This is a genomic window from Nocardia abscessus (assembly GCF_015477775.1).
GTDB classification, from domain to species: domain Bacteria; phylum Actinomycetota; class Actinomycetes; order Mycobacteriales; family Mycobacteriaceae; genus Nocardia; species Nocardia abscessus_A.
The window spans coordinates 25,560-48,970 of record NZ_JADLQO010000008.1 but is presented as its reverse complement, the minus strand read 5'-3'; the positions used below and the strand labels follow the sequence as shown (position 1 = coordinate 48,970).

Annotated in this window: 16 protein-coding genes; 2 read left to right on the top strand and 14 right to left on the bottom strand. The window is 68.7% G+C overall.

Going from position 1 to position 23,411, the window contains the following annotated elements; translation table 11 throughout:
- Positions 1-50 precede the first annotated feature (50 nt).
- Together IU450_RS20830 and IU450_RS20825 are read right to left on the bottom strand one after the other, a co-directional pair.
- Positions 51-626, bottom strand: coding sequence for a dihydrofolate reductase family protein (locus IU450_RS20830; protein ID WP_228834892.1), 576 nt, complete (start codon positions 624-626; stop codon positions 51-53).
- A gap of 251 nt (positions 627-877) precedes the next feature.
- The gene (locus IU450_RS20825; RefSeq protein WP_195151428.1) at positions 878-1,612 is read right to left on the bottom strand and encodes a MerR family transcriptional regulator; all 735 of its coding nucleotides are present in this window, start codon (positions 1,610-1,612) and stop codon (positions 878-880) included.
- Between the two features lie 203 nt (positions 1,613-1,815).
- On the opposite strand from IU450_RS20825, the gene IU450_RS20820 reads away from it, so the two are divergent.
- Positions 1,816-2,172, top strand: coding sequence for a DUF1707 SHOCT-like domain-containing protein (locus IU450_RS20820; RefSeq protein WP_195151427.1), 357 nt, complete (start codon positions 1,816-1,818; stop codon positions 2,170-2,172).
- On the opposite strand, the gene IU450_RS20815 is transcribed toward IU450_RS20820, so the two are convergent.
- The gene (locus IU450_RS20815) at positions 2,147-4,429 is read right to left on the bottom strand and encodes a serine/threonine-protein kinase (RefSeq protein ID WP_324197750.1); all 2,283 of its coding nucleotides are present in this window, start codon (positions 4,427-4,429) and stop codon (positions 2,147-2,149) included. The two genes, IU450_RS20820 and IU450_RS20815, sit on opposite strands and share 26 nt — an antisense overlap.
- A gap of 318 nt (positions 4,430-4,747) precedes the next feature.
- Complete coding sequence (locus IU450_RS20810; RefSeq protein ID WP_195151426.1) at positions 4,748-6,292, bottom strand: amino acid permease; 1,545 nt, start codon at positions 6,290-6,292, stop codon at positions 4,748-4,750.
- A 213-nt stretch (positions 6,293-6,505) separates the two neighbouring features.
- Here IU450_RS20810 and IU450_RS20805 point away from each other — a divergent pair, with 213 nt between their 5' ends.
- Positions 6,506-7,567 carry an SPFH domain-containing protein gene (locus IU450_RS20805; RefSeq protein ID WP_195151425.1) on the top strand — a complete coding sequence of 354 codons (1,062 nt, stop codon included), beginning with the start codon at positions 6,506-6,508 and terminating at the stop codon, positions 7,565-7,567.
- 37 nt (positions 7,568-7,604) lie between these two features.
- Here IU450_RS20805 and IU450_RS20800 read toward each other — a convergent pair whose 3' ends face one another.
- The 10 genes from IU450_RS20800 to IU450_RS20755 form a co-directional block, all read right to left on the bottom strand.
- Positions 7,605-12,548, bottom strand: a complete 4,944-nt coding sequence (locus tag IU450_RS20800; protein ID WP_195151424.1) for an NAD-glutamate dehydrogenase — start codon at positions 12,546-12,548, stop codon at positions 7,605-7,607.
- A 171-nt stretch (positions 12,549-12,719) separates the two neighbouring features.
- Complete coding sequence (locus IU450_RS20795) at positions 12,720-13,400, bottom strand: hypothetical protein (protein ID WP_195151423.1); 681 nt, start codon at positions 13,398-13,400, stop codon at positions 12,720-12,722.
- Between the two features lies 1 nt (position 13,401).
- Entirely contained in the window at positions 13,402-14,454 is a 1,053-nt protein-coding gene (locus IU450_RS20790; RefSeq protein ID WP_195151422.1) for a discoidin domain-containing protein, read from the bottom strand.
- A gap of 77 nt (positions 14,455-14,531) precedes the next feature.
- Positions 14,532-14,885 (bottom strand): helix-turn-helix domain-containing protein, encoded by a 354-nt coding sequence (locus tag IU450_RS20785; RefSeq protein WP_228834891.1) that lies wholly within the window; start codon positions 14,883-14,885, stop codon positions 14,532-14,534.
- Positions 14,886-14,901: 16 nt separating this feature from the next.
- A complete protein-coding gene (eccE, locus tag IU450_RS20780; RefSeq protein WP_195151421.1) occupies positions 14,902-16,623 on the bottom strand; it encodes a type VII secretion protein EccE in 1,722 nt (573 codons plus the stop codon).
- Positions 16,620-17,978, bottom strand: coding sequence for a type VII secretion-associated serine protease mycosin (mycP, locus tag IU450_RS20775; RefSeq protein WP_195151420.1), 1,359 nt, complete (start codon positions 17,976-17,978; stop codon positions 16,620-16,622). Before mycP ends, eccE begins: the two co-directional genes overlap by 4 nt.
- Positions 17,978-19,501, bottom strand: a complete 1,524-nt coding sequence (gene eccD, locus IU450_RS20770) for a type VII secretion integral membrane protein EccD (RefSeq protein ID WP_195151419.1) — start codon at positions 19,499-19,501, stop codon at positions 17,978-17,980. Before eccD ends, mycP begins: the two co-directional genes overlap by 1 nt.
- A 76-nt stretch (positions 19,502-19,577) precedes the next feature.
- Positions 19,578-21,122, bottom strand: coding sequence for a MinD/ParA family ATP-binding protein (locus IU450_RS39825; protein WP_228834890.1), 1,545 nt, complete (start codon positions 21,120-21,122; stop codon positions 19,578-19,580).
- A gap of 34 nt (positions 21,123-21,156) precedes the next feature.
- The gene (locus tag IU450_RS20760; RefSeq protein WP_324197749.1) at positions 21,157-22,050 is read right to left on the bottom strand and encodes an ESX secretion-associated protein EspG; all 894 of its coding nucleotides are present in this window, start codon (positions 22,048-22,050) and stop codon (positions 21,157-21,159) included.
- Entirely contained in the window at positions 22,047-23,411 is a 1,365-nt protein-coding gene (locus IU450_RS20755) for a PPE domain-containing protein (protein ID WP_195151418.1), read from the bottom strand. The genes IU450_RS20760 and IU450_RS20755 overlap by 4 nt, the downstream gene beginning before the upstream one ends.

Here is a 23,411-nt window from a genome sequence, read left to right as displayed (position 1 = left end):
AGGTCAAGCCCCTGCTTTTGCGGGCAGCCCGCCCCTTTTCGCGTGGGTAGCTACCCGGCGGAGGCCATCTGCTGGTAATGCATCTGGACCACCGCGCTGTCGAAGGTCATCACGTCGACCAGTTGCAGCCCCGACACCACCGCGGGCGTCGGGAACAGTGGAATCCCGCCGCCGAGCAGGATGGGATGCACGAACAACCGGTACTCATCGATCAGGTCGTGCTTCATGAACGCCGACGCCGTCTCCGCGCCGCCGAACAGGACCATGTCGCAGCCCGGCTGCGCGCGCAACGCCGTGATCTCCTCGACGAGATCGTCCCTTACCACGCGGGTGTTCCAGCCCGCGGTGGCCAGCGTGCGGGAGAAGACCAGTTTGGGCGTCTGTTTCCAGCACCGCGCGAAATCGACGTAGAACTCCGAGATCGCCGGGTCCACGTCCGCGGTCGGCCAGAACGACGCCATGATCTCGTAGGTCTTGCGGCCGTAGAGGAACAGGTCGGCCGAGCGTAATTCGTCCAGGAACGACTCGCACAGTTCCTCGTCCACCACCGGCCAGTGAACTTCCTGATCCGGCCCCTCCGCGAAGCCGTCGAGCGACATCTGCATCCACAGTGTCACGGTTCCCATGTGCCCACACCCATCTGCTGCCCTTGTGCGACAGTCAGATTGTCGGGGAGGGCGACACTTCGGCGCATCGGTAGGTGGCCGCGAGACATACTTAAGTAGACGACCGTAGGTACCTTCGCCGAACTGCGAGTGCGCGGCGGACAACGCCCAATATACCGCTGATCAACGGCACGTTACTGTTACGTATCTCCAACAATGGGAATCTGAAACAGAGCTACTTCCGGTCGCCATGAACGCACGGCGCCGGCCGATCAGGGCTGCGGCAAAGTCTCCGAGAGCTCGGCATCTTGACCGAGATACCTTGCGACCAGCTGGTTTACCAGTTCCGCCGCGGAGTCGGCCGGGATCGTCCTGGTTTCCTCCAGTCGCTGCGCGAGTTCGTCGACCTGCGCCGGGCCGCGATCGGAATCCTGGAACGACGCCCACGCGGTCCGCCGGAACAGGTCCACAAAGCGGCGGGCGATCCGGTCCGCGTCGGCGCGCAGCTTCTCCAGCTCGCCCAGCGCCTCGTCGGCCGGGATGCCCGCGGCCGCCATGCGATCGAGGCTGTGTGCCAGCCTGCGATCGGCGATCCGATAGTTCGCCGCGTCGACGGGTTCGTACAGACCCGCGGTGACGACCCGCGCCAGACCGTTGGGCACGTCGCGATAGCGCTCGGCGAGTTCGGTCGCCGCGATCGTGTCACCGGAGTCGGCGGCGACCATCTCCTCGGCGCCGGGCTCGACCACACCGAGAATGTCGCCCAGGTCGTCACCCCGGTCCCAGGCGTTGAGCAATTCCTTGATGCCGTTGAGCTTGATCCCACGATCGAGCAATCTGCTGATGGTCCGCACCCGGTTGAGATGGTCGGCCCCGTAGAACCCGGTACGCCCCTTGACCTGCGGGGGCGGCAGCACACCGCGTTCGTGGTAAACGCGCAGGCTGCGCACGGTCGTACCGGCCTCCCGCGCCAGCTCATCGATCGTGTATTCCACACCCGCAGTCATACCTCAAGGAAACCACATCGCAACACGGGGCGACCGCCGGTGCACGGCCATTGTCCGGGCGACCGACCGGTCTCTGGCAACAAATTGGCTAACATCGTCGGGGCGGGGGCGATCCGTCCTGCGAGGCGCGCTCGCCGGCGGCCCTTCCCGCCGCTGGAAATCCACCCGATGCCCCGCTTCGGCGCTGCGCCTATCCTTCCCGCATGGGTGAATCCGCGGGCCCCCCGGCCAGTCTCGCCGACCGCGAGCGCGCGATGCGCGAGCTGACCCACCACCTGGGCGCGGGCCGACTGACCCTGACCGAGTTCGACGAACTCAGCGCGGCCGTCGCCGCCGCGACCAGCAAGAGTCAGCTGGCCGAGCTGTTCGCCGACCTCCCGGGCAGCACCCCGCCCGCACCCGAGGTCATCCCGGTCAACCCCCTGCCCCGTCTGGTCGTCCTGGCCGGCGCGGCGGTCGTCTTCTCCGTCGTGCTCGCGGTGACCACCGGCAACTGGCTGTGGCTGCTGGTGATCCTGGCCGCGCCGGCGCTTTTCATGCTGACCGCGCGCACCACCTGAAGCCGGTCACCACCTCGACTTCGGCCGCACGTAGTTGGCCAGGTCGACCAGCCGGTAGCGGTGCAGACGATGGGGGGGCGATCCGCGCGAGCGCCCGCAGGCTGGACTCGAGCCCGCGCTGCAGACCCATGGTCGTGAACGGGAAGCCGAGCAGGGTCGCCTCCGGCTCGGCCGCCTGACCGCCCGCGCGTACCCACTCCAGCGCCGCGCCCACCACGATGACCTGCAGTTGCAGCGCCCGCGGTTCGTCCGGCGCCGCGTCCAGTCGCGCCGCCGCCTCGAGCAGGTCGGCTTCGGTGGTCTCCGGAATCGGTTGTGAGACCAGCAGCAGACATCCGGTCATCCGCGCCACGCTCTGATACCGCGACGCCTCCGGCACCTGATCCAGGACCTCGACGGCCTCCAGCAACCCACCGTCGGCGGCGAGCCTGCGGGCCAAGCCGAAGGCCGCGCTCACCATGCCGTGGTTGGTCCGCCAGACCGTGCGGTAGTACTCCTCGGCAAGCTGGTTCCAGTGGTCGCCCGCGCCATCCCCGAGATGCTGGAGGGTGAGTTCCGCGGTGGCCGCCAGGGCGAGCGCCGGGGCGATCTCGCCGGGCAGCATGCTGTGCACCAGATCGAAGTACTCGTAGGCGCGCTCGTACTGTCCGTCCAGCAGCGCGGCGACGGCGGAATACCACTCCAGGCGCCAGTCCGTCGCGTAGTCGGGCCGCAGATCGGCGAGCCGATCGCAGGCGGGGACCACTTCGCCAAGGTCGAGGTGCGCGCGCACCGCGGTCAGCGTGCCCTCCAGCTCGAACGTCTCCGGCTCCGGGATCGTCCCCGAGACGATCCGGTCGGCGGTACGGCGCAGCGCGTCCAGTGCGTGCCTGGGATCGCCGTGCAGCAGCGTGGAGAGCAGGTCGGCGCTCGGGTCTTCGCTGTCGATCAGCGGAACCGGCAGGGCCGCCACCACGCTGGGCGCGTCGAGGGCGGGCAGGCGATGCCGTCCGTCGGTCATGCCGTCGGTCTGCCCGATCAAGGTCTCGATGCCGAAATCGCCGCGCATGGCGCCGAACTCGAGCGACGACTGCGGATGTTCCTTACCGGTGTCGTAGGCGAGCACCATGCGCAGGACGCCGGCGAGCTGGCCGTACATCGCGTAGGCGGTCGGGAAGCGGCGCCGCGGATCCGGATCGGTCGCGCGGCGCAGCAGCCGGTGCAACGCCGGATAGTCCCGCAGCAGTGGCTGGTCCTCCGGCGAGGGGATGCCGGGCAACTGGTGCCCGTTGGCGTTCTTGGGCATGTCCAGCACCAAGGCGGCCAGCGTCCGTCCGACGGTGTAGATGTCCGAAGCGACCGTCGGGCCGGTCTCGGTGATCTCGGGCGCTTGGAAACCCGGAGTGCCGTAGATGCTGCCGTAGGACTCCATGGCGGCGACCGCGCCGAGGTCGATCAGCTTGACCTCGTCCTCGCTGACCATGATGTTGTCGGGCTTGAGGTCGTTGTAGGCCAGGCCGAACGAGTGCAGATAGTCCAGCGCGGGCAGGATCTCCATCATGAAGGCGATCGCCTCGGAGACCGGAATGCGGTCCGGTGCACGCAGATCCAGCATCTTCTTCAGCGAGCGTCCACCGACGTACTCCATGACGATGTAGCCGTCGGCCACGTCGCGCCCGGAACGGTGCTTGACGAAGTTGTGGATCTTGACGATGCCGGGATAGGCCACCTCGGAGAGGAATTGGCGTTCGGCGAGGGCGACCACGTGCGCCTCGAAGTCCAGCGGGTTCTGCAACCCTTTCAGCACCACCCAGCGGTCGCTCACATTGCGGTCGACCGCGAGGTAGATCCATCCGAGCCCGCCGTGGGCCAGACAGCCCTGGACTTCGTACTGGTCGGCGACCATCTCCCCCGGCTGGAGCGAGGGCCGGAAGTTGAACGGCGAGGCGCATCGGCCGCACTCGCCCTCCACGGCGCCGGGCCCCGCGTCGGTGGTGCGGCCGACCGGCTGCTGACATTTCCAGCAGAACCGTTTGTGCTCGGGCACTTCCGGGTTCTGCATGACCGCGGTGCGCGGATCGAGCGGGCTCACCTTGGGCATGGACACCAGACCACCGCCCAGTCTTCGCACGCTCGGCCGCGAGCGCGCGCTGCGCCCGGAACCGGGTTCGGACTCGAGTTGGCCGAGCAGCAGCTCGGCGGTGCCGATGGTGTGCTCACCGGCGAGGTCCGGGCCGGTCGCCGGTTCGACGTCGCTCGCAGCCGAGTCGACGGCCACGGCACGTTGCTTCTCGACGTACTGCGGTGTCGACCACGGATTGGGTAGTCGCGGGGGCACCTCGGTTTTGAGCAGGTGCCGAGTTGCCCAGGGGTGGGAAGTTCGCCGAGGCACGTCCGTGCCGCGCATTCGCCGATTCGCCCATGGATGCGCAAGTGGACGGTCGGATGCGCTGGGGTGCTCCGGCATACGAACCTCTCAGACCCGCCGTTGAATCGCGGTTTCATTCTGGTCCGCCGCCTGTCGATGCGCGCGAGTATTGTTCCCGACATTGGGAATAGATCCGCCCCGGGCGCACGGCCCGGGGCGGATACTGCTTCACTCTTCGTCGTCGGGCTTGTCGAGGATCACGACGGTGTTGTCGCCGCCCGTCGCGCGGCGCTGGGGCCGCTCGGCCAGGACCGGGAACTGGCCGGTGATGCCCTGGCGGATCTCCGCGATCTGCAGCACTCGCTTGCGGGCGAGGAACCAGCCGCCCACGAGCGCGGGAACCATGATGACGATCATCGCGATCACCGCACCGCGCTGCACGTGGTCGTCGCTGAACGCCATCAGCACGACCACGGTCGCCAGGAACACCAGCGTGGCGAAGCTCGTGTACGGAGCGCCGATCAGCCGGAACGACGGCCGTTCCACGCGGCCGGTGCGCGACCAGCGCCACAGCTGGAGTTGGCAGACCACGATCGCGGTCCACGCGAAGATGGTGCCCAGCGCGGACATGTTCAGCACGATCTCGAAGGCCTGCTCCGGCACCACCGCGTTCAGGCCCACGCCGATCAGCGCGACCGCACCGGTGGCCAGGATGCCGACGTAGGGCACGCCGCCGCCGGACATCCGCGCCGCGATGGTGGGCGCGCTGCCGTTCATCGACATCGAGCGCAGGATGCGGCCGGTCGAGTAGAGGCCCGCGTTCAGGCTGGAGAACGCCGCGGTCAGCACCACGAGGTTCATCACCGAACCGGCGCCGTCCACACCGAGGCGCGAGAAGAAGGTGACGAAGGGGCTCTCACCGTTCTTGAACGCGGTGTAGGGCAGCAGCAGCGCGAGCAGGACCAGCGAACCCACGTAGAACAGCGCGATCCGGGCGATCACGGAGTTGATCGCACGCGGCATGATCTTCTCCGGGTTCTCCGCCTCACCGGCCGCGGTGCCGACCAGCTCCACGGCGGCGTAGGCGAATACGACGCCGGTGGTGACCAGGACCAGTGGAAGGAGTCCGGACGGGAACAGCCCGCCGTTGTCCGAGATGACACTGGGGCCGGTGACCTGCCCGTCGACCTTGAAGCGGCCCGCGAGGAACACCGTGCCGATGATCAGGAAGGTGACCAGCGCGATCACCTTGATCAGCGCGGCCCAGAACTCGAGTTCACCGAACCACTTGACCGAGACGAGGTTGATGCTCACCACGACGGCCAGGGAGACCAGGGCGATCAGCCACTGTGGTATCGCCTCGAACGCTCCCCAGTAATGGACATATGTCGCGATGGCGGTGATGTCTACGATCCCGGTCATGCACCAGTGGAAGAAGTACATCCACCCTACGGCGAATGCCAGCTTCTCGCCGTAGAACTCGCGGGCGTAGGAGACGAACGATCCCGAGGAGGGGCGATGCAGCACCAGCTCACCGAGCGCCCGCAGGATGAAGAACACGAACACGCCGCAGATGGCGTACACGAGGAAGAGCCCAGGTCCCGCACTGGCCAGCCGGCCACCCGCACCGAGGAACAACCCGGTGCCGATCGCACCACCGATCGCGATCATCTGCAGCTGACGCGGGCGCAGCGACTTGTGGTAGCCCGAGTCCTCGTCTTCGAGCGCGGCAGCCTGCGCGGGCGCGTCCGCGGGTGGTCGAACTGTGGTCATGTCGATGGCCTTTCAGGTGACGGCGATCATAACTTCGCTCAATGTACCGTTAGATAGCGGCACGTTCAATAGCGATTCGCACCTTGTAACACGCTGGACATCAAAGATTTTGACAAAAGGGCGCCCGAGCAGCGGCGATCCCGCAGTGATTCGTTGAACGTACCACCGGTTATCGGTACGCTCGATGTGATAAACCGGATGAGGGAGCGCAGGATGGCCTGGTTCGAGCGGGAGTTCGTCGCGGTCCCGGAGGACCGCAAGAATCAGCTGGTCTACAAGTGGCCGGATGTCAACATCCGCCGCTACACCCGCGCGATGGTCAACGCGGATCAGCTCGCCCTCTTCGTCAAGTCCGGGCAAGTGGTCGGCGCCATGGGCCCGGGACGCCACCGCATCGACGCCGACGAGCTGCCGGTGCTCGGCGCGCTCGTCGACACCGTCACCGGCGGCAACTACTACCGGGCCGAACTGTATTTCGTCTCCACGAGAGAGTTTCCCGGGATCCGCTTCGGCGGGCGCCTGGCCGACATCCTCGACCCGGTCAGCGAGCAGGTTGTGACGCTGCGGGTCTTCGGCGAGTTCGCGCTCACCGTCCGCGATCCGGCCGAGCTGATCACCGCGCTGGCGGGCACCGCGGATCTCACCGATCAGGACCGCGTACAGAGCTGGTGCGCCGACCTGCTCCTCAAGTCGATGAAAATTGCCGTTACGCAAGGTATCTCGCGCGGCGACTGGCAGGTGCTCGGCCTCTCGGCGCAGTTGCAGCCGATCGAGAGCGCGGTCCTGCGCCAGACCAACACCGCTCTGTACGAATACGGGCTGCGGATCCCGCGGCTGGGCAACTTCGACATCAGTCTGGCGCCGGAAGACGCCGACCGGCTGAAGCGGCTTGCCAAAGACGTCAAGTACATCCGGCTCACCGGAGATTTCCAACGCTACGCCGCGGGCGAGCTAGCGCTCGGTGCGAGCCAAGGTTTCGCGCACGGTCACCACCACGGCGCCGAAGGCGGGTTTCTCGGTGCGGCACTGAGTTTGAATGCCATCGGCCAGCACGTCGGCGGCCCCTCCCCCGCGCCGCCGCCTGCCACCGCAGCGGAAACCGGCCAGACGGCTTGCGCCGCTTGCCAGGCCGCCAATCCGGCGGGCGCGAAGTTCTGCATGAACTGCGGAGCGCGTCTCACGCCGCAGCCGCGGCACTGCCCGAGCTGCGGCGCGGAATCGAGTCCCAACGCCAAGTTCTGCGGCGACTGCGGAACGCCGATGCCCGGAGGCTGACGCCGAGCGCGCCTGCCTCCGGGCATCGTGCGGTCGATCAGCCCGCGACCGTTGGTGACACGGCCGTCGACTCACTGCCGGTCACCATGCCGCGGACCTGCCGCGCCGCCACCGAGAGCGCGGCGAGGTCGTGCGTTTCGGCGGCGAAGATCTGCGCCAGCGACGCACCGGCACGGGCCAGCCGCGACCGGTTGGTCGACTCCCAGTACGCGATCTTCTCGGCGGTGCTGTCCTGCGGTTCGGTCGCGGTGAGCACGTCGAGGGTCAGCGACCGCAGCGAATCGTAGAGATCCTCGCGGACCGCGAGGCGCGCCAGCGCCCGCCAGCGCCCACCACGCTCCAGCTTGCTCACCGCGTTCAGCAGCCGTTCGATCTGGAAGTGCTCGTTGAGCGCGTAGTACAGCACCGCGACCTCCGCCGCGTCGCGCTCGGCGATGTCGGCCAGATCGAGCACGTCCAGCAGCGGGAACAGGTGGATCAGCCCGAACGCCTCCTCGGCCAGCTCCCGCGGCGCGCCACGAGAGATCGACCGCCGCGAACGCTCGGCGAGATCGTCGGTGAGCTCGCCGGTCAGCCAGGCGGGCACCTGGCCGGCCAGGGCGCGCACGCCCTCGCGGTACCGGGCGATGTCCGCGCCGATCGCGATCGGCTGCGGCCGGTTGGACAGCAGCCAGCGGGACGCCCGGTCGAGGGTGCGCTTGGTTTCCAGCTCCAGTTCGTTGCGCGCCGCCGTGGACATCGGCGTCTGCCTGATCCGCTCCCACAGGGAGTGCAGATCGAAGATCTCCACCGCCGCCTTGTACGCGCGCACCGCGTCGTCGGTCGTCGCCCCCGCCTCTTCCGCGAGCCGGAAGGCGTAGGTGATCCCCCCGTAGTCGACCATATCGTTGACCACGACGGTGGCCACGATCTCGCGCCGCAGCGGGTGCCTGCCGATCGCCGCGGCGAACCGTTCGCGCAGCGGCGCCGGGAAGTAGGCCGGCAGCACCGAGGCGAACGCCGCGCTGTCGAGCAGGTCGCCGGCGAGCAGGTCGGCCTTGAGCGACAGCTTCACGTGCGCCATGAGATTCGCCAGCTCGGGCGAGGTGAGGCCGGTCCCTTCGGCCGCGCGGCGGGCCAGCTCCGCCTCGGTGGGCAAAGCCTCCAGCTCGCGGTCCAGACCGCGGCGCTGTTCGAGGTCGTTGATCAGCCTGCCGTGCACGCCGGACATGCCCGCCGCGTCGGCCCGAGACATCCCCAGCCGGAAGTTCTGCGAGATGTTGTCCCGCAGCACGAGTTCGGAGACCTCGTCGGTCATCGAGGCCAGCAGCGGATTGCGCTCCGCGACGGCGAGCTCGCCGCTGGAGACCACGGCGTCGAGCAGGATCTTGATGTTGACCTCGTGGTCGGAGCAGTCCACACCCGCCGAGTTGTCCAGCGCGTCGGTGTTCATGCGTCCGCCGTTGCGGCAGAACTCGATCCGCCCCAGCGCCGTAGCGCCCAAGTTGCCGCCTTCACCGATCACCTTCACCCGCAGCTGGTCGGCGTTCACCCGCACCGCGTCGTTGGACTTGTCGCCCACGTCGGCGTTGGTCTCGCCGCTGGCCTTGATGTAGGTGCCGATGCCGCCGTTCCACAGCAGATCCACGGGGGCCAGGAGAATGGCTTTGATCATTTCCGGCGGGGACAACGTGGTCACGCTCGCGGGAAGGTCGAGTGCCGCGCGCACCTCCGGGGTCACCGGGATCGCCTTCGCGGAACGGTCGTAGATACCGCCGCCGGAGCTGATCAGCGACTTGTCGTAGTCCGCCCACGACGACCTCGGCAACGCGAACATCCGCTGCCGCTCCCGGTAGGAGCGGGCGGTGTCGGGGATCGGGTCGAGGAAGATGTGGCGGTGGTCGAAAGCGGCCACCAAGCGGATGTGCTCCGACAGCAACATGCCGTTACCGAACACGTCACCACTCATGTCACCGACACCCACCACAGTGAAGTCCTGGGTCTGGGTGTCGATTTCCATTTCGCGGAAGTGCCGCTTGACGCTTTCCCAGGCGCCCTTGGCGGTGATGCCCATCGCCTTGTGGTCGTAACCCGCGGAACCACCGGAAGCGAACGCGTCACCGAGCCAGAAACCATAACTCTGCGCCACATCATTGGCGATATCGGAGAACGTCGCGGTGCCCTTGTCGGCCGCCACGACCAGGTAGGTGTCGTCACCGTCGCGGCGCACCACCTGCGCGGGCGGAAGCACTTCGCCGGTCGCGCGGTCGACGTTGTCGGTGATGTCCAGCAAGCCCGAAATGAAGGTGCGGTAGCAGGCGACGCCTTCCGCGCCCAACGCCTGCCGGTCCGCGACGGGATCACCGGTGGCCGTGGGCGGTTGCTTGACCACGAACCCGCCCTTCGCGCCCACCGGCACGATCACGGCATTCTTCACCGCCTGCGCCTTCACCAAACCCAGGATCTCGGTGCGGAAATCCTCCAAACGATCCGACCACCGCAAACCACCGCGCGCCACCGATCCGAAGCGCAGGTGCACGCCTTCCACTCGCGGCGAGTAGACGAAGATCTCGAACTGCGGCCGCGGTTTCGGCAATTCGGCGATCGCGTGTGGATTCAGCTTGACCGAGAGGTAGTCCAGCGCGGCGCCCGCCTCGTCGCGCCGGTAGTAGTTGGTGCGCAGCGTCGCCTCGATCAAGCCGAACAACGCCCGCAGGATGCGATCGGTGTCCAGGCTGACCACGGCGTCGATCTCGGCCTGCACCCGCTGCGCGATCTCCGTGGCCCGGTCGGCCGCTTCCGCGCCGACGCCGTCCGGGTCGAAGTACGCGGCGAACAGGTCGATGGACGACCGCGCCGTCGCCGGATGGTTGAGCAGGACGCGCGTGATGTTGCCCAGGGTGTAGGCGAATCCGGCCTGCTGCAGATACTTCGCGTAGGCCCGGAGCAGGGCCACCTCACGCCAGTGCAGGCCGGCGCGCAGCACCAGTTCGTTCAGTCCGTCGACTTCGGCGCGGCCGAACCACATCGCGGTGACCGCATCCGGGAAACGCCGTCGCACACTGGTTTCCGGCAGTGATGCCGCGTCGACGGAATGACCGGCCTGCGCGAGCGGCTCGCTGTCGAGCGCATCCCGCAGGGCCGCGGCGGGCACGCGCAGCCCGAAGTCGTAGATCCAGCGGTCCGGTCGGTCCGCCAGCGCGATGCGGTAGGGCCGCTCGTCGACCACCTCCACACCGAGACTGTGCAGAACCGGCAGCACCCGGCTCAGCGAGACACCCTCGCCCGCGACGTAGAGCGTGAATCGCCACTCCGCGGAGCCGGACTCGCCCTGGCGGTAGAGATCGGTGTCGATCGCGCCGTCGGCCAGCCGCTCGAGGCGCCGCAGGTCGGTGAGCGCGTGCGCGGGCTCGTGCTCCTGCTGGTAACTCGCCGGGAAGGCCGCCGCGTAGTCGGTGACCAGCGCTTGCGGCACATCGGACACGCCCGCCGCCTCGGCGACCAGTCGGTCGCTCCAGGTCCAGGTCGTCGCCAGCAGCAGTTCCTGGATGCGCTCGCGATTGTCCTCGGAGATGTCGGCGGCCTCCGCGCCCGGCTTGCGGTGCACCGTGAAGTAGACGACGGCCAGCTCCGATTCGGTGGCCCGCGCCGAGTAGGCGATCTGCTCGGCGTCGAACTGCTCGCGCAGGATCTCGCCCATGCGCAGGCGCACCTCGGTGGAGTAGCGATCGCGCGGCATGTAGACCAGGCAGTAGATGGTGTCGCCGCGCGAATCACGCCGGATGAACAACCGCACCTGCCTCCGCAGGCCCAGATTCATGACGGCGGAGACGGTTTCGAACAGCCTGCGCGCGTCGGTGGAGAACAGCTCCACTCGCGGGAACGACTGCATCATCTCCAGCATCGCCTGACCGGAGAACGAATCGAGGCCGAAGCCCGCCCATTCGATGACCTGGAGCACGCGCCGCGAGATGATCGGGATGTCGAGGATGTTCTCGTGCAGGCCCGCGACGGTGAAAGTGCCGACGAAGACGTGTTCGCCCTTGACCATCTTGACGGTGTCGCCCCAGGACGCGCGGCCGCTCGGGTCGCTCGCGCCGTAGTCGGCCACGCTGATGAAATACAGGTCCCGGGATCCCGGCAGCAGTGAGTCCACCGAGCCGTTGGCCATGCGCAGGACCGTGCGCTTCGCGCCGACCACCGGCACGCTGATGTCCGCGGTCGCGCCGTTGCCGAGGACACCGAGCCCGGTGCCGGGCAGCTGCCACGGCTCGAAGTCGGCGTTCGCGCTCGGCGCGGAGCGGCGGAAGTGGTAGTAGCCGTATCCGAGCGGCGTGAAGTGCCCGTCCGACAGCCAGCGCAACAGCCCGGCGGTCTGCGGGATCTCCGCGTCACCCGCCCACTGTGCGGCTTGGTCGAGCTGGTCGGCGACCGTGTTCAGCACCTCGACCATGGTCGGCGTGTCGTCGGCGACCTGGCGCAGGTCGGCCAGCAGCGGTGGCAGCGCACGCTCGATCCGGTCCACCAGTTCGTCGGACAGGCCCGCGCCCAGCTGCACGTGGATCCACGACTCGCGCAGCGTCTGTCCGTCGGCCTCCCCGGCCGGTTCGGCCTCGCCGTCACGGGGCGCGATGGAAAGGACGCGGCCCTCAGCGTCACGGGAGACGTCGAAAATCGGGTGTACGACCTCGGTGACCGTCGCGCCGAGGCGGCGCAGCGCCGCGGTGACCGAGTCGACCAGCAACGGCATGTCGTCGTTGACGATCTGGATCGCGGCGCCGAGTCCGGCGCTGTCGTCCGGGCGGTAGACCCGGGTGGTCGCCGAGCCGGGCGCACGGGTGGCCGCGAGCTCCAGGTGCTGGCGGAAGATCCGCTCGGCCCGATCCGTGATCGCCGACGCCGAGGAACCCGGCTGGATCCACCGGAAATAAGCCGCCTCCAGATCGGTCGGATCATCGCGGAACCGCTTCGGTGAAATCGTCTGCTGGGTGGTTGCCACCATCGATCCGTTGCCTTCCCGAGAACTGCGCTCGTACGTGTTTCGTACTTCAAATAACGTACCGCTGGATAACGGCACAATCAACAGTGTAACAATAATTCGCTGCCACGGACATGGATCACGACTGTCCGGATCAGGGATTTTCTGCGGTCCGGCGGAACAGGCGCGGTCAGGTCAGCGGACCAGTCCCGCCCGCGACATGAAGGTCTGGGCGGCGGCCCGGCCGGCGAAGGTGCCCGTCTCCAACCGCAGGCCCGTCTGGGTATCCGCGTACCAGACGGTTGCCGAGGGACCGATCGCCGCATAGACGGGACCGTCGACGAGAGCGACGCCGCCGGAACTGCGCCATCGAGAAATGCTGTCCGCCAAGCGATCCTGCTGCGCCAGTTCGACGTAGAAGATCATGTCCCGCCCGCCCGCGATGCCGCCGAACAGCATCGGGTGACCGGCCGCGACGACGCACTTCTCCCCCTGCCCACCGGCGTCGAGCCGCTGACAGGTGGCCGCCGAGCGCAACGTGCCCGGCATCGCCTGCACGGGCGTCGTGGCCGCGGAAATCGACGGCAGGGACAGCGAACAGGACCGGACACCGAAGACGGCGGCCACGACCATCACCAGCAGGCCCACCCCGACCGCCTGCCACTGCCAGCGCGGATAGGTCTTGTCCACAAACCTTTTCGTCTCCGCGCCGACCTTCTCGGCGGCTTCGGCGACCTGAGCCGGCATCTTCTCCACGGCGGACTTCACCTTGTCCGCGGCCGCGCGCAGCGGGGCGCCGCAGTGCGAGCAACGGGAATCCGCACCGGTGTTGCGGTGCGAGCAGTACTGGCAGACCAGTTCGGGCAGCGTGGACACCTCAGCGCCCCGTGATGACGATCGAGGAGATCGCGGAGGTGTTGATCGACGGATCGCCTTTGGACTCCAGCACGGTCAGCACGATCTTCGCGGCGCTCACCGCGGGCTCGATCTTGGTCACCACCAGCGTGCGCTGATCGAGGGTCGGCTGCGTGTAGACGGTCTTGTTGCCGTCGTCGAACTGGTACGAAACCCGGCTCGCGGTGCGGTATTTCGCCCACTGATCGGTGCCGTCCGCGCTGATGTGATCCCAGCCGGGCACGATGCCGATGGAGTCGATCTGATACGTCTTGCCCAGGTCGATGGTGATGACCTGGCCGTCGACCTTGTAGGCCCGCACGCACGACCACGCCTTGCCGGTTTGCCCGCCGAACGCGTCCATCGCCGACGTACTGCCGGGCGGGCACTTCGAGTCCGCGGACTTCGGCTGGATGATCGAGCCCGCCGCCGGTGCGGCCGAGGTCGCGGGCGGCGCCGAGGTCGGCGGCGGCGTGACGACCAGAAGTTGATCCTGTGCCGTGTTCTTCTCCTGGCCCCCGGTGGTGACCAGCAGCAGCACCAGCAGCACGGCGACCACCGCGGCGACGATCAGCGCGACCCTGGGTTTGCGCAGCTGAACGAGCACGTCCTTGGCCATCCGCTGCGCGGGCGCGAGCCGGTCGGCCGGTGTGGCGGATGCGCGTTCGGGCTCCGGTTCCGGTTCGGCCTGCGCGTTCGATCGCGCGGCCACCGCGGAGTAGTCGTTGCGCAGTTCCATCCCGGGAGCAGGCTCCTGCGCCTGCCCGTTCAGCAGCGCGAGAATACGCTCGCTCGCCTTCGGGCCGTCACCGGTGCGCCGTCGCGGGGCGACCTCCTGTGGTTCCGAGTCCAGGTCGGGCAACCCGAGCGACGTGGTACCGAAATCCGCGCCCGCGCCGAAATCCTCCGTGTCGCCGAGCGGCGCGCCGTCGGCGAGCGGCGCGGCGGATGACCCGAGCGAAGGATCGGAGAGCAATGCGTCGAGGACCGCACCTCGATGACGGAGAAAGACGTCTCCCGGGTCCTCGGCGGGCATGGTCCGGATCGTATCCGCCCCGAGCCACCCGCCGAGCCCACGCTATTCCCGCTGGAGAGAACAGCCGGCCCGTCGGGTCAGCGCTTCTTCTCCTCGGTCACGAAGTACTCCGGCGGCACGTCGAACACCCGCGCCAGGGCGATCACCAAGTCCAGGCGCGGGATCGCGTCACCGTGGATCAGCCGGTAGAGGCCGGACTGCGACACCGGCACGTCCGGGTAGGCCAATTCCAGGTGCTGCGCCAGCGAGTAAAGCGTCAGCGACCGCGTCGAACCGTCCTCGGTCGAGACGACGGACTCAGCGATCAACTCCGACAACCGGCTGGAGAAGATCGCCGCCGCGGCCTGTCTCGGGGTCAGCGCATCCCCGACGTCCGGATGAGGGAGATCGCCGCCATCGGAATGGGTGTCCGCTACCACGGTGATAGACATTAACCGACCACTCCCATCAGCTCACGCGACGGCCACCGGGTTGCGGGGGTGCAACCACGGGTCCCGATGCCCCCGCACCAGGCGCGGGCGGTCCGTCGACGGAATCGAAATAACGTGTTTCGCCTCTCGGCTCGATGAGGTCGACCCGCACCGTGCGCATCGGGATGCTCACGTCCACCGCGGTAGCGCTGACCTGCTTGATCGCGAGATCGACCGCACGCCTGCGCGGACCGCCGGGCTCGCTGATGGTGACCGTCGTGTGCGCGTTCGACGCACGCGGCGGAAGGTGGTCGAAGACCGCGATGGTGGCCGGCTCCGCGTCCGCGGCCTCCTGGGCGCCCGGGTGATCCGCACCCGGATCGGCCAGGCGCATCGAGCGCTGGTCGCCGACCGCGGTCACCAGTTGGCGCCAGCTGTCCGGTCGCGCCGAGTGGATCTCGACGTCCGCGCCGACCACCATCGCCCGCAGGATGATCTGCTGGGCGACCGGCAGCATGGCCTGCACGTCGATGGTGCGCCTGCGCGGGTTGAACCGGGCCGGGTCGAACAGCGGCAGCGCCAAGGTGTGCCGCGGCTGACCGCTGATCGCACCCAGGATCTGGCCGTTGGGGCCGATCGCGATGGCCAGATCGGTGACGAGTTCGTCGGGTGCGACGTCGGCGCCCGACTCGAAGCCGCGCAGGGCGCGCACCGAAGCGCCGGTCGGCAACGACGCCAGCAAGGCCGTGGACTGATCGCCGCCGAGTAGTCGCAGGTAGTCCGGCGGTTCGGTGGTGACCGCCGGGCCGATGAACCGGACGAGTGCGCGCGGACCGGCCGTATCGGCGGTCAAGCTCACCACGAGCGTGGTGCGGCCGCGGTTCCAGGTCCAGCAATCGTCCAGGCCGACCCCGCCCAGGCGGGTCCAGTCGATCAGGAAGCTGGTCACACACCGGCCGGGCACCGACGATTGCAGATTGCTCCAGGTTTCCCGAAGATCGGTGAGTTCGACGCCCGCGTGCAGCAGGCGCGTCGCGTCCCGTAGGGCGGCGGCGGGCAGGGCGTGCGCGGCGATGCCACGCTCGCGCAGGCGACCCGCGATCCGGTGCGTGGCGCTGGCCAGCGCTTTGGGAGCGACCACCGCGCACGCACCGCGCTTGCTCAGCGCCGCAAGGTTGCGTTCCTGGTCGAGCCGGACCACCAGCCAGGTCAGCCGGTCCCCGACCACCGGATGCGATCCGATCAGCTGGTCGTAGAGCATGCTGTAGCTGCCGGAGGAGCGGACGCGCTGACCGGTCGTGACGATGTCGATGTCCACCGCGATGCCGAACTGGTCCAGCATCGGCAGCAGCAGATCGACCGGGATGGTGTCCTCGGTGTAGAGGGTGCGCTCGGAGATGACGGTCGGCAGATCCAGGTTGGGTGCGAGCTGGATCATCGCGATGAGGGTGTCGCCCACCTCGTTGACGCCGCACACGCCTGCGGCGACCTGCACGTCCCGGATCTGCGCGAGCTGCGTCCGTTCCTGCGCGCGTGCGGTCCGGCCGGTGCGATAGGCCGCCCAGTCGAGCAGCCAGCGAACACCGGTCCGTCCGTTCACGCGGACGGTCACCGTCACCACCAGGACCGTGACCACCACCGCGCTCACCCACCACGGCGTCTTGGCCGAAAGCCCGGCCAGCAGCGGGCCGCCGACGACGACGAAGGCGGCGAACGGACCACGCTCGACGCCGGCGACCCGAACGCTCGGAAAGCTCACCGGCGCCTCCGCATCACGGAGTTCAGGTGACTACCGGCGAGACCGAGCAGCACGGCCGCCAGGATGACGACGGTCGCGGTGATCGCGGGCCGCAGATCCTTCGCGCGCGGCGCGGGGGGGATGGGCAGTTCCGCGGACCGGAACAGACCGGCGGGCTGCTGCGGCGCCGTGCGGTAGCTCAGGGCGGCGAGCGGGTCGATCATGCCCGCGCCGACCATGTTGTCGATGCCGCGCGCCGGGGCGTGCGCACTGGCCTGCAGGCGCGCGGCGATCTCGCGCGGGGTCTCGTTGGGGAAGCGCGACCGCAACAGGGCGGCCACCCCGCTGACATAGGCCGCGGCGAACGACGCGCCGCCGACCGGCACGAGTTTGTCCGGTTCACCGACGCCGTTGATCAGGCCACCGCCGCCGGGGCCGAGCGATTCGATGCCAGTCCCCGGCGCCGCGACCGAAACCCACGGCCCGGTCAGCGAATCCGGCATGGGCGCGCCGCTCGCCGTGGTGAATCCCACCGTGAGCACGTCGGCGCCGAACCAACCCGGCGTGGAAATGGTCTTCACGTCGCGCCAGTTGCGCCGGTCGGCGGGGCGAGTCGGGTCGATCTCCGGATTCTGCGCGCAATTGGCGGCGCCCGCGCTGTTGCCCGCGCCCGCGACGATGAGCGCGCCGCGCACGTGCACCGCATGGCCGATGGCGGCCGACAGCATGGACTGATCCACCTGCGCGTCCACCGGCATGCAGATCGGCAGCGACACGGTGATCACCCCCGCGCCTTGGTTCGCCGCGCGCGTGATCGCCCGGGCCAGCGTCCGGATTTCGATGGCCATTCGCTGGCTCTGATCCGAGCTCGGCCGTTCGGGGCTGAACGCGCCGGAACGGGTGCGGATGGAGATGATCCGCGCGTCCGGGGCCACACCGGCGAATCCGTCGGTGGGATCGGGGGTCGCGCCGATGATCCCCGCGACCAGCGTGCCGTGCGCGTCGCAGTCGGACAGCCCGTCACCACCGGCCGCGAGATAGTCGCCACCGCCGACGAGGTTGGGCAGGCGCGGATGGGGCTGCACGCCCGTATCGATCACCGCGACGGTCACTCCGGCGCCCCGGCTCAGTGCCCTGGCGCGGCGCAGATCCAGCGCCAGTTCCGGCGGCGGAGTGCGGGTGAGGTCGCTGTCCGGGAGCACACCCGCGGCCAGACAGCCTTTCTCCTGCTTCATCGGCTGTTCGGGTCCCGGCGGGTCGTCCACGGGCGGCACGCCGACCACGACCTGCGGCGGCTCCAAGGCGACGGCGGGGGCGGCGGTGACGGCCAGCATCACCCCGGCGAGAACCGCGACCGCGGCACTGCCGACCTTCATCAGATTCCTCGCATCGCCGTGTAGACGCCCATGATCCAGAACGCGATCACCGGAACCACCAGGATCAGCGCGTATTCCACCAGGTCGATGACACGGCGGGTCACCGGGGACAGGCGCTTGCCGGGCAACTGGAGAGAGGCGACGCACGCCGCGCACGCGGCCACGGCCACCACCAGGCCGACGACGAGACGCGCGACCGGGGTCTCGTAGGCACCGATCAGGACGAAGCCCACGCCGCACACGGTGACGGCGGAGCCCGCGACCAGCGCGATCGCCTGCACCCGATCCGGGTGCCAGCGCGAGCGCATCGCGAGCAGGCCCGCGATGGCGGCGGCCATGACGATCTCGCGGATGCCACCGGGGCTGACCGCGGCCGAGATCACCGCGGAGACCGCGAGCACCGTCGCGATCGCGGCGATCAGACCGCGCAGGCTGGTGACCGCCAGCCGGGCGCGGCCCTCGATACCGGCCTCGGCGTTGTGGCGCTGCTGTTCGCTGTCCACGGGGTGCTCGTCTCCGTCGCGCACCGTCTCCGCGTCGAAGATGTCGGTGAGCGTCGTCGGGGAGACCTCGTTGCCCGGGTCGGGCAGATCCGGCGGCCGGATCCGCGCGATGGCCACGGCCAGGCGTGGCGCCATGGTGAGCAACACGATTCCGACGAACACCACGCCACCCGCGACCTGTCCGACGGACAGGTCCACATAGGTCAGCGGCAGGGCGGCCAGCGTCACCGTGACGCCGAGCACGGTCACGGCCATCAAGGTGGCGATGCCCATTCCGCTCACCCGCATCATGGTGGCGGCGGCCACCGCCGCGACCACCGCTCCCGCCGCCAAGTTGGCGGCCGCGAACGGGCCGGGCTGGCCGTAGGCCGGCGGCACCAGCATCGCGCCGCCCGCGAACAGCAGCGGCGTCGCCGCCAGCGACAGGCCGAGGCAGATCTTCGCCGGAGCATTGCGGCGCCGGGCCAGCGCGGCCGCCACCCAGCACAGCGCGCCGAGCAGCAACGCGGGCAACCCGCACCACAGGGCCGAACCGGTCATCGTCCACGACCAAGCCAGCATCGCGGCCACCGCCGAGGCGCCGACGCCGAGCGCGCTCAGCCCGACGATCGAAGCGGTGTTCGCGTCGAATTCGGCGAACTCACGCTCGTTGATCAGGGCGAGCGCGTCGGTGATGTCCTCGACCAGCGGCGTGAACACCTCCGCCGATTCGACGACCGACAGCATCAGCACCGTGCCGTCGGCCACGTCGTGGTCGGCCAAGCTGCGCCAGCGCGGGATCGGCGCCTCGCCGGGGCGGGCCAGGCTCCATTGGCCTTGCGGCGGAGTGAAATCGACGCTCTCGTCATCGATCGCCGAGGCCAGCACGACGAGCAGATCGTCGATGAACGTCTCGATAGTGAACTTCGTCGGCACCACCACGTCGACCTGATAACTGGACACCATCACGGCGATCCGAGCCCGGGCGACCTCCGCCGACGGCTGCGTCCCGGCGGGCGCGGGCGCGACGGCAGTGCTCATGCCTCCGCCTCGCTGACGCTCGGCTCCGGCATGACCACTGGCGTGGCTGTACCGATTGTTCGCTCGCTACGCTCGCTCATCGCCACCCTCCGCGGTCACCGGAGTTGTCCGCGCCGGAAAGGTAACCGGGGAATCCATCGGCCAGCCATGCGGCCAGCTCCTCGAACGCGAGCAAGGTCTCCTTCTCCAGCAGCCGCAGGTCGATCTCGCCGCCCTCGGCCAGATGCGCGTCGTAGGGCAGCACACAGGTGGGGCGCTGCGCGGTCTCGAACAGCTTCTCGATCGCGTCCACCTCGACGGTCGGCTTCAGCGGCTGGTGATGCACGATGCCGACGATCGACTTGGCGATCAGATGTTGCATGCCATGGGTACTCAGCCAGTTCAGGGTGGCCACCGCGCCGGTCACACCGCCGACGGTGGCCGGGGTGACGACCACGACGGCGTCACTGGTCTGCAGCACCGTCGCCGTCGCCGAATCGAGCACGCCGGTCCCGCAGTCGACCACCAACAAATTGAAGTGCTTGCGCAGGATTTCCACGGCGGTGCTGTACTCGCGGCCCGACAGCGCCTCGGTGGCCTCGGTGCTCCACGGCGACGCGATCACGGCGAGGTCCGCCGAGTTGATCGAGGTGAACGACTGCACCGCGGAGAAGGCGTCCAGGTTCTGCGACTGCGCCAGGTCCCGCAGCGTCAGGCCGTACGGATGCCGGCAGGTGCGCGTCGACAGATCGCCGAAGTCCGGGTTCGCGTCGATCGCGACCACCCGGTCCGGGCGCAGGCTGGCGAAGGTCGAGCCGAGCGTCGCCGCGGTGGTGGTGCGGCCGACGCCACCCTTCACGCTGATCACCGCGATCTGATAGGTCGTGGTGAGCTGGCGCCTGATTCGCGTTTTGCGATCCTCGGCGCGCTGCTCCGCAGGTGAAAGGCCAAGATTGAACCCGACTTTGTTGAGCGCACCCCGCACACCGGAGTTGGAGCGCAGCTGCGCCCGCTTCACGGCGGAGATGTCGGCGAGCAGTTCGATCGAGCTGAGCGCGGCCGGTAGCACCTCCACCCGGGGCATCGGCTCATGGGTCGAGCGGTCGATACGCTCGGGGACCCACGGCGTCGCCGCTCCCGACGCCCAGTCCTGGTTCGCGGACGCGGCCTCGTTGCGGGCGATCGCCTGCGAGGGCTCGGCGGCACGTTCGGCCGCGTACTGCTCGGCGACCTGCTGCTGGACCGAATGGTGCTGGGCCGCCTGCGGTTGCGCCGCGGTCGGCGGGGCAGCGGAGAAATTCCGCTGCGTGTTCGCCTGCGGCGGCGGGACACTCGCCGGGGGCGGCGGCGTACCGGCCTGTGGCGGGCGGGGATTCACTTGCGGCGGGGGCACACTCGCGGTGAGCGGCGGCGTGACCACGCCCGGTGACGGGTGCTCGGATTCCGCCACGGCCTGCGACTGCGGCTCACGCGGCGGTTCGACGGGGGTGAACGTGTCGGCATCCTGGCGCGTTTCGGCGGCGGGCCCCTGCGCGACGGCCGCGTCCGCCATTTCGCCGGTAGGTGCGAAGAACGCGTCGTAGCCGCCGTGCGCCCGCGCGGCGTCGGCCGAATGACCGTTTTTGCTCGGTGCTCGGTTCATTTCCGTCGTCCTCTCCACAACCACGGTCCGACGTTCAGTTCACTCTGCTGGTGTCGAACCAACTTCGACCGGGCAGCAGGTCGACCAGCGCCCCGATGCCGGACCGCAAGGCCGCGTCATCGCCGGGCGCATATCTCACCCACTTCCGTCCGTCCATCGCGACGCTCGGAGTCACGATGATCCGCCCCGACAGCGTATCCACCACGTTCACGCTGAATACCGGCTGCGCCGAACTGCCGTCATGGTGCTCGATGATCACCACCTCCGCCCGTCGGACCACCTCGTCCAGCACTCGGCTCAGCACCGCGGCGGCGTGCGGTTCCGCACCGAGTTCCACCAGGGCACGCCGCCGTTCGTCCTGGTCGTCGGGAATCTCACCGAATTGCTCTACCGTCGCGGCGATCGGCTCGAACTGCAACACCGGTGCCGGACCGAGCGCGGCCAGAACGGCGGCCGGCAAGGTGTCGAGCTGGTCGTCCTGCTGGAACACCGACTGGATGACGACATGGTCGTCGGAGCGCACCGCGAGCACATGGGTCTCGCCCGCGCGCACCAGCGACATCCGCAGCATTCCTTTCCGCTCGCCATCCAAACCGGTGTCCAGGATCCGAACCGCCATTTCCACATCCGGCCGGTAGAGGCACCGCAGCCAATGCTCGACGACCGGGTGCACGCGCCCGTCCTGGAGCACGCCCACTTCGGTGAGCTGCGCGGCGACTACGGCATGTACCCGATCCCGATCCTCGATGCGGTAGATGTTCGGCAGCAGCGCCAATACCGGCGGATAGGACTCGATGCCGACCAGATGCTGTAACAGCAGGGCGGCGTCGACATTCAGGTCGATTGCGACCGGATCGTCTTCCACACCTTCCTCGAATGCATCGTGATCATCTCCTTCGACCTGGATCTCGACCTCGGCCCGCTTCACCGAGGACGTTCTACGGAGGCGAGCACCGCTTCGTCTTCGTTGTCGTTTCGCTCGATAACGCCCACCGCCAGTACCGATTCGAGCATCGGCTCGTCTCGGCTGTCCCGGTCCTCGTACTCGATGACCCCGATGACAGGAGGTTGCTCGAGTACCGGAACATCCTGGGGCTCGCCCGGTACGAATACCTTCGACGACCTCTTCTCGTCGTCGCGGCGTCGTCGCATTCGCGCCTTGGGCGCGAGCGCACCACGCGGCGGGCCCTTCCGGGCCATCGGTCCGGACGTCGCTTGTTGCGGCATGGCGCCGAATGCCCGTCCGGCTCCGGGATTCCAGCTGGCGGGCATCCGGAATCCGGTCGCAGCGCCCGGCATCGATCCGAGACCGCCACGGGCCATGTTCAGCGCGACCAAGCTTCCGGCCCCACCGCTCAACGCGGCCAACGTCGGCGAGTTCTGCGACGTGTCATAGAACCAGGACTGGCCCAAGTCTCCGTCTCCCGAGCCGTTCATTCCCGAATCTCCGGACCAGCTATTGGCGTTCGGGTCCGGCGACAATTGCTCGGGATTGGTGGCGGGGTCCAAGGGATCCGCAGGCTGAGTCGGGTCCGCAGGCTGAGTCGGATCCGTCGGCTGAGTCGGATCGGTGGGTTGAGTTGTATCAGTGGGGTTCTGATCCCCGCTCGATCCGGTGCTGTTGTCCGATCCGGTCGGCCCGTCGCCCGTCGACTTGGATGAGATATCGGTCTGGGTGAAGTCGCTACCGTTGTAGTCGGTCGGGTTGTCGTAGGACACGTATTCCGTCTGCGGGCCCGGCCCTGGGCCGCCGGTCACGATCGGCGGCGCCTCGATCGGTGGTGGCAGTGCGGCCAGTGTGGGCACCAGCGCCCCCGCATAACCGGCCATCACCCCGAGGGCGGCCCCCCGCAGCGCCATCAATTCGGCTTCGGCTTCCAAGAACGCCGCCCCGCTCAACGGGCCGAAGCCGCCGCCGAGCGCGATAGCCTCCTGTATCCGGACCTGGGCTGCCTTGGCGGCGAGGACCCCCATGGCGGCCTTCGCCGCGGTGGAGATGTCAGCCGCTCGGTCCAGCAACTGGCCGGTTGCCTCGGCCACCGCCGCCTGTTCACGCAACCACGCCGAGTGTTTACGGAAGGCCGCCTGCGCCTGGTCCGCGGTAAGCGCTTGGAACGTCCCGCTCATCTGGAGCATCGAACTGTCGGTGTTGGCCGCGGCGGCATTCAACCGCATGGCCATAGCCGAATAAGCCTTCGCGGTCGCCCGCGTCGTGGCGACCCCATCGCCGGCGAGCACGGGGGCGATGATCCCCTCCGGCCCCAGCGCGCCGAGTACCACAGCAAGCAT

Excerpts from the sequence above, each read along its gene's own strand:
- IU450_RS20830 (WP_228834892.1), bottom strand. The coding sequence starts at position 626 with ATGGGAACCGTGACACTGTGGATGCAGATGTCGCTCGACGGCTTCGCG.
- IU450_RS20825 (WP_195151428.1), bottom strand. The coding sequence starts at position 1,612 with ATGACTGCGGGTGTGGAATACACGATCGATGAGCTGGCGCGGGAGGCC.
- IU450_RS20820 (WP_195151427.1), top strand. The coding sequence starts at position 1,816 with ATGGGTGAATCCGCGGGCCCCCCGGCCAGTCTCGCCGACCGCGAGCGC.
- IU450_RS20810 (WP_195151426.1), bottom strand. The coding sequence starts at position 6,292 with ATGACCACAGTTCGACCACCCGCGGACGCGCCCGCGCAGGCTGCCGCG.
- IU450_RS20805 (WP_195151425.1), top strand. The coding sequence starts at position 6,506 with ATGGCCTGGTTCGAGCGGGAGTTCGTCGCGGTCCCGGAGGACCGCAAG.
- IU450_RS20800 (WP_195151424.1), bottom strand. The coding sequence starts at position 12,548 with ATGGTGGCAACCACCCAGCAGACGATTTCACCGAAGCGGTTCCGCGAT.
- IU450_RS20790 (WP_195151422.1), bottom strand. The coding sequence starts at position 14,454 with ATGCCCGCCGAGGACCCGGGAGACGTCTTTCTCCGTCATCGAGGTGCG.
- IU450_RS20785 (WP_228834891.1), bottom strand. The coding sequence starts at position 14,885 with ATGTCTATCACCGTGGTAGCGGACACCCATTCCGATGGCGGCGATCTC.
- mycP (WP_195151420.1), bottom strand. The coding sequence starts at position 17,978 with ATGAAGGTCGGCAGTGCCGCGGTCGCGGTTCTCGCCGGGGTGATGCTG.
- eccD (WP_195151419.1), bottom strand. The coding sequence starts at position 19,501 with ATGAGCACTGCCGTCGCGCCCGCGCCCGCCGGGACGCAGCCGTCGGCG.
- IU450_RS39825 (WP_228834890.1), bottom strand. The coding sequence starts at position 21,122 with ATGAACCGAGCACCGAGCAAAAACGGTCATTCGGCCGACGCCGCGCGG.
- IU450_RS20755 (WP_195151418.1), bottom strand. The coding sequence starts at position 23,411 with ATGCTTGCTGTGGTACTCGGCGCGCTGGGGCCGGAGGGGATCATCGCC.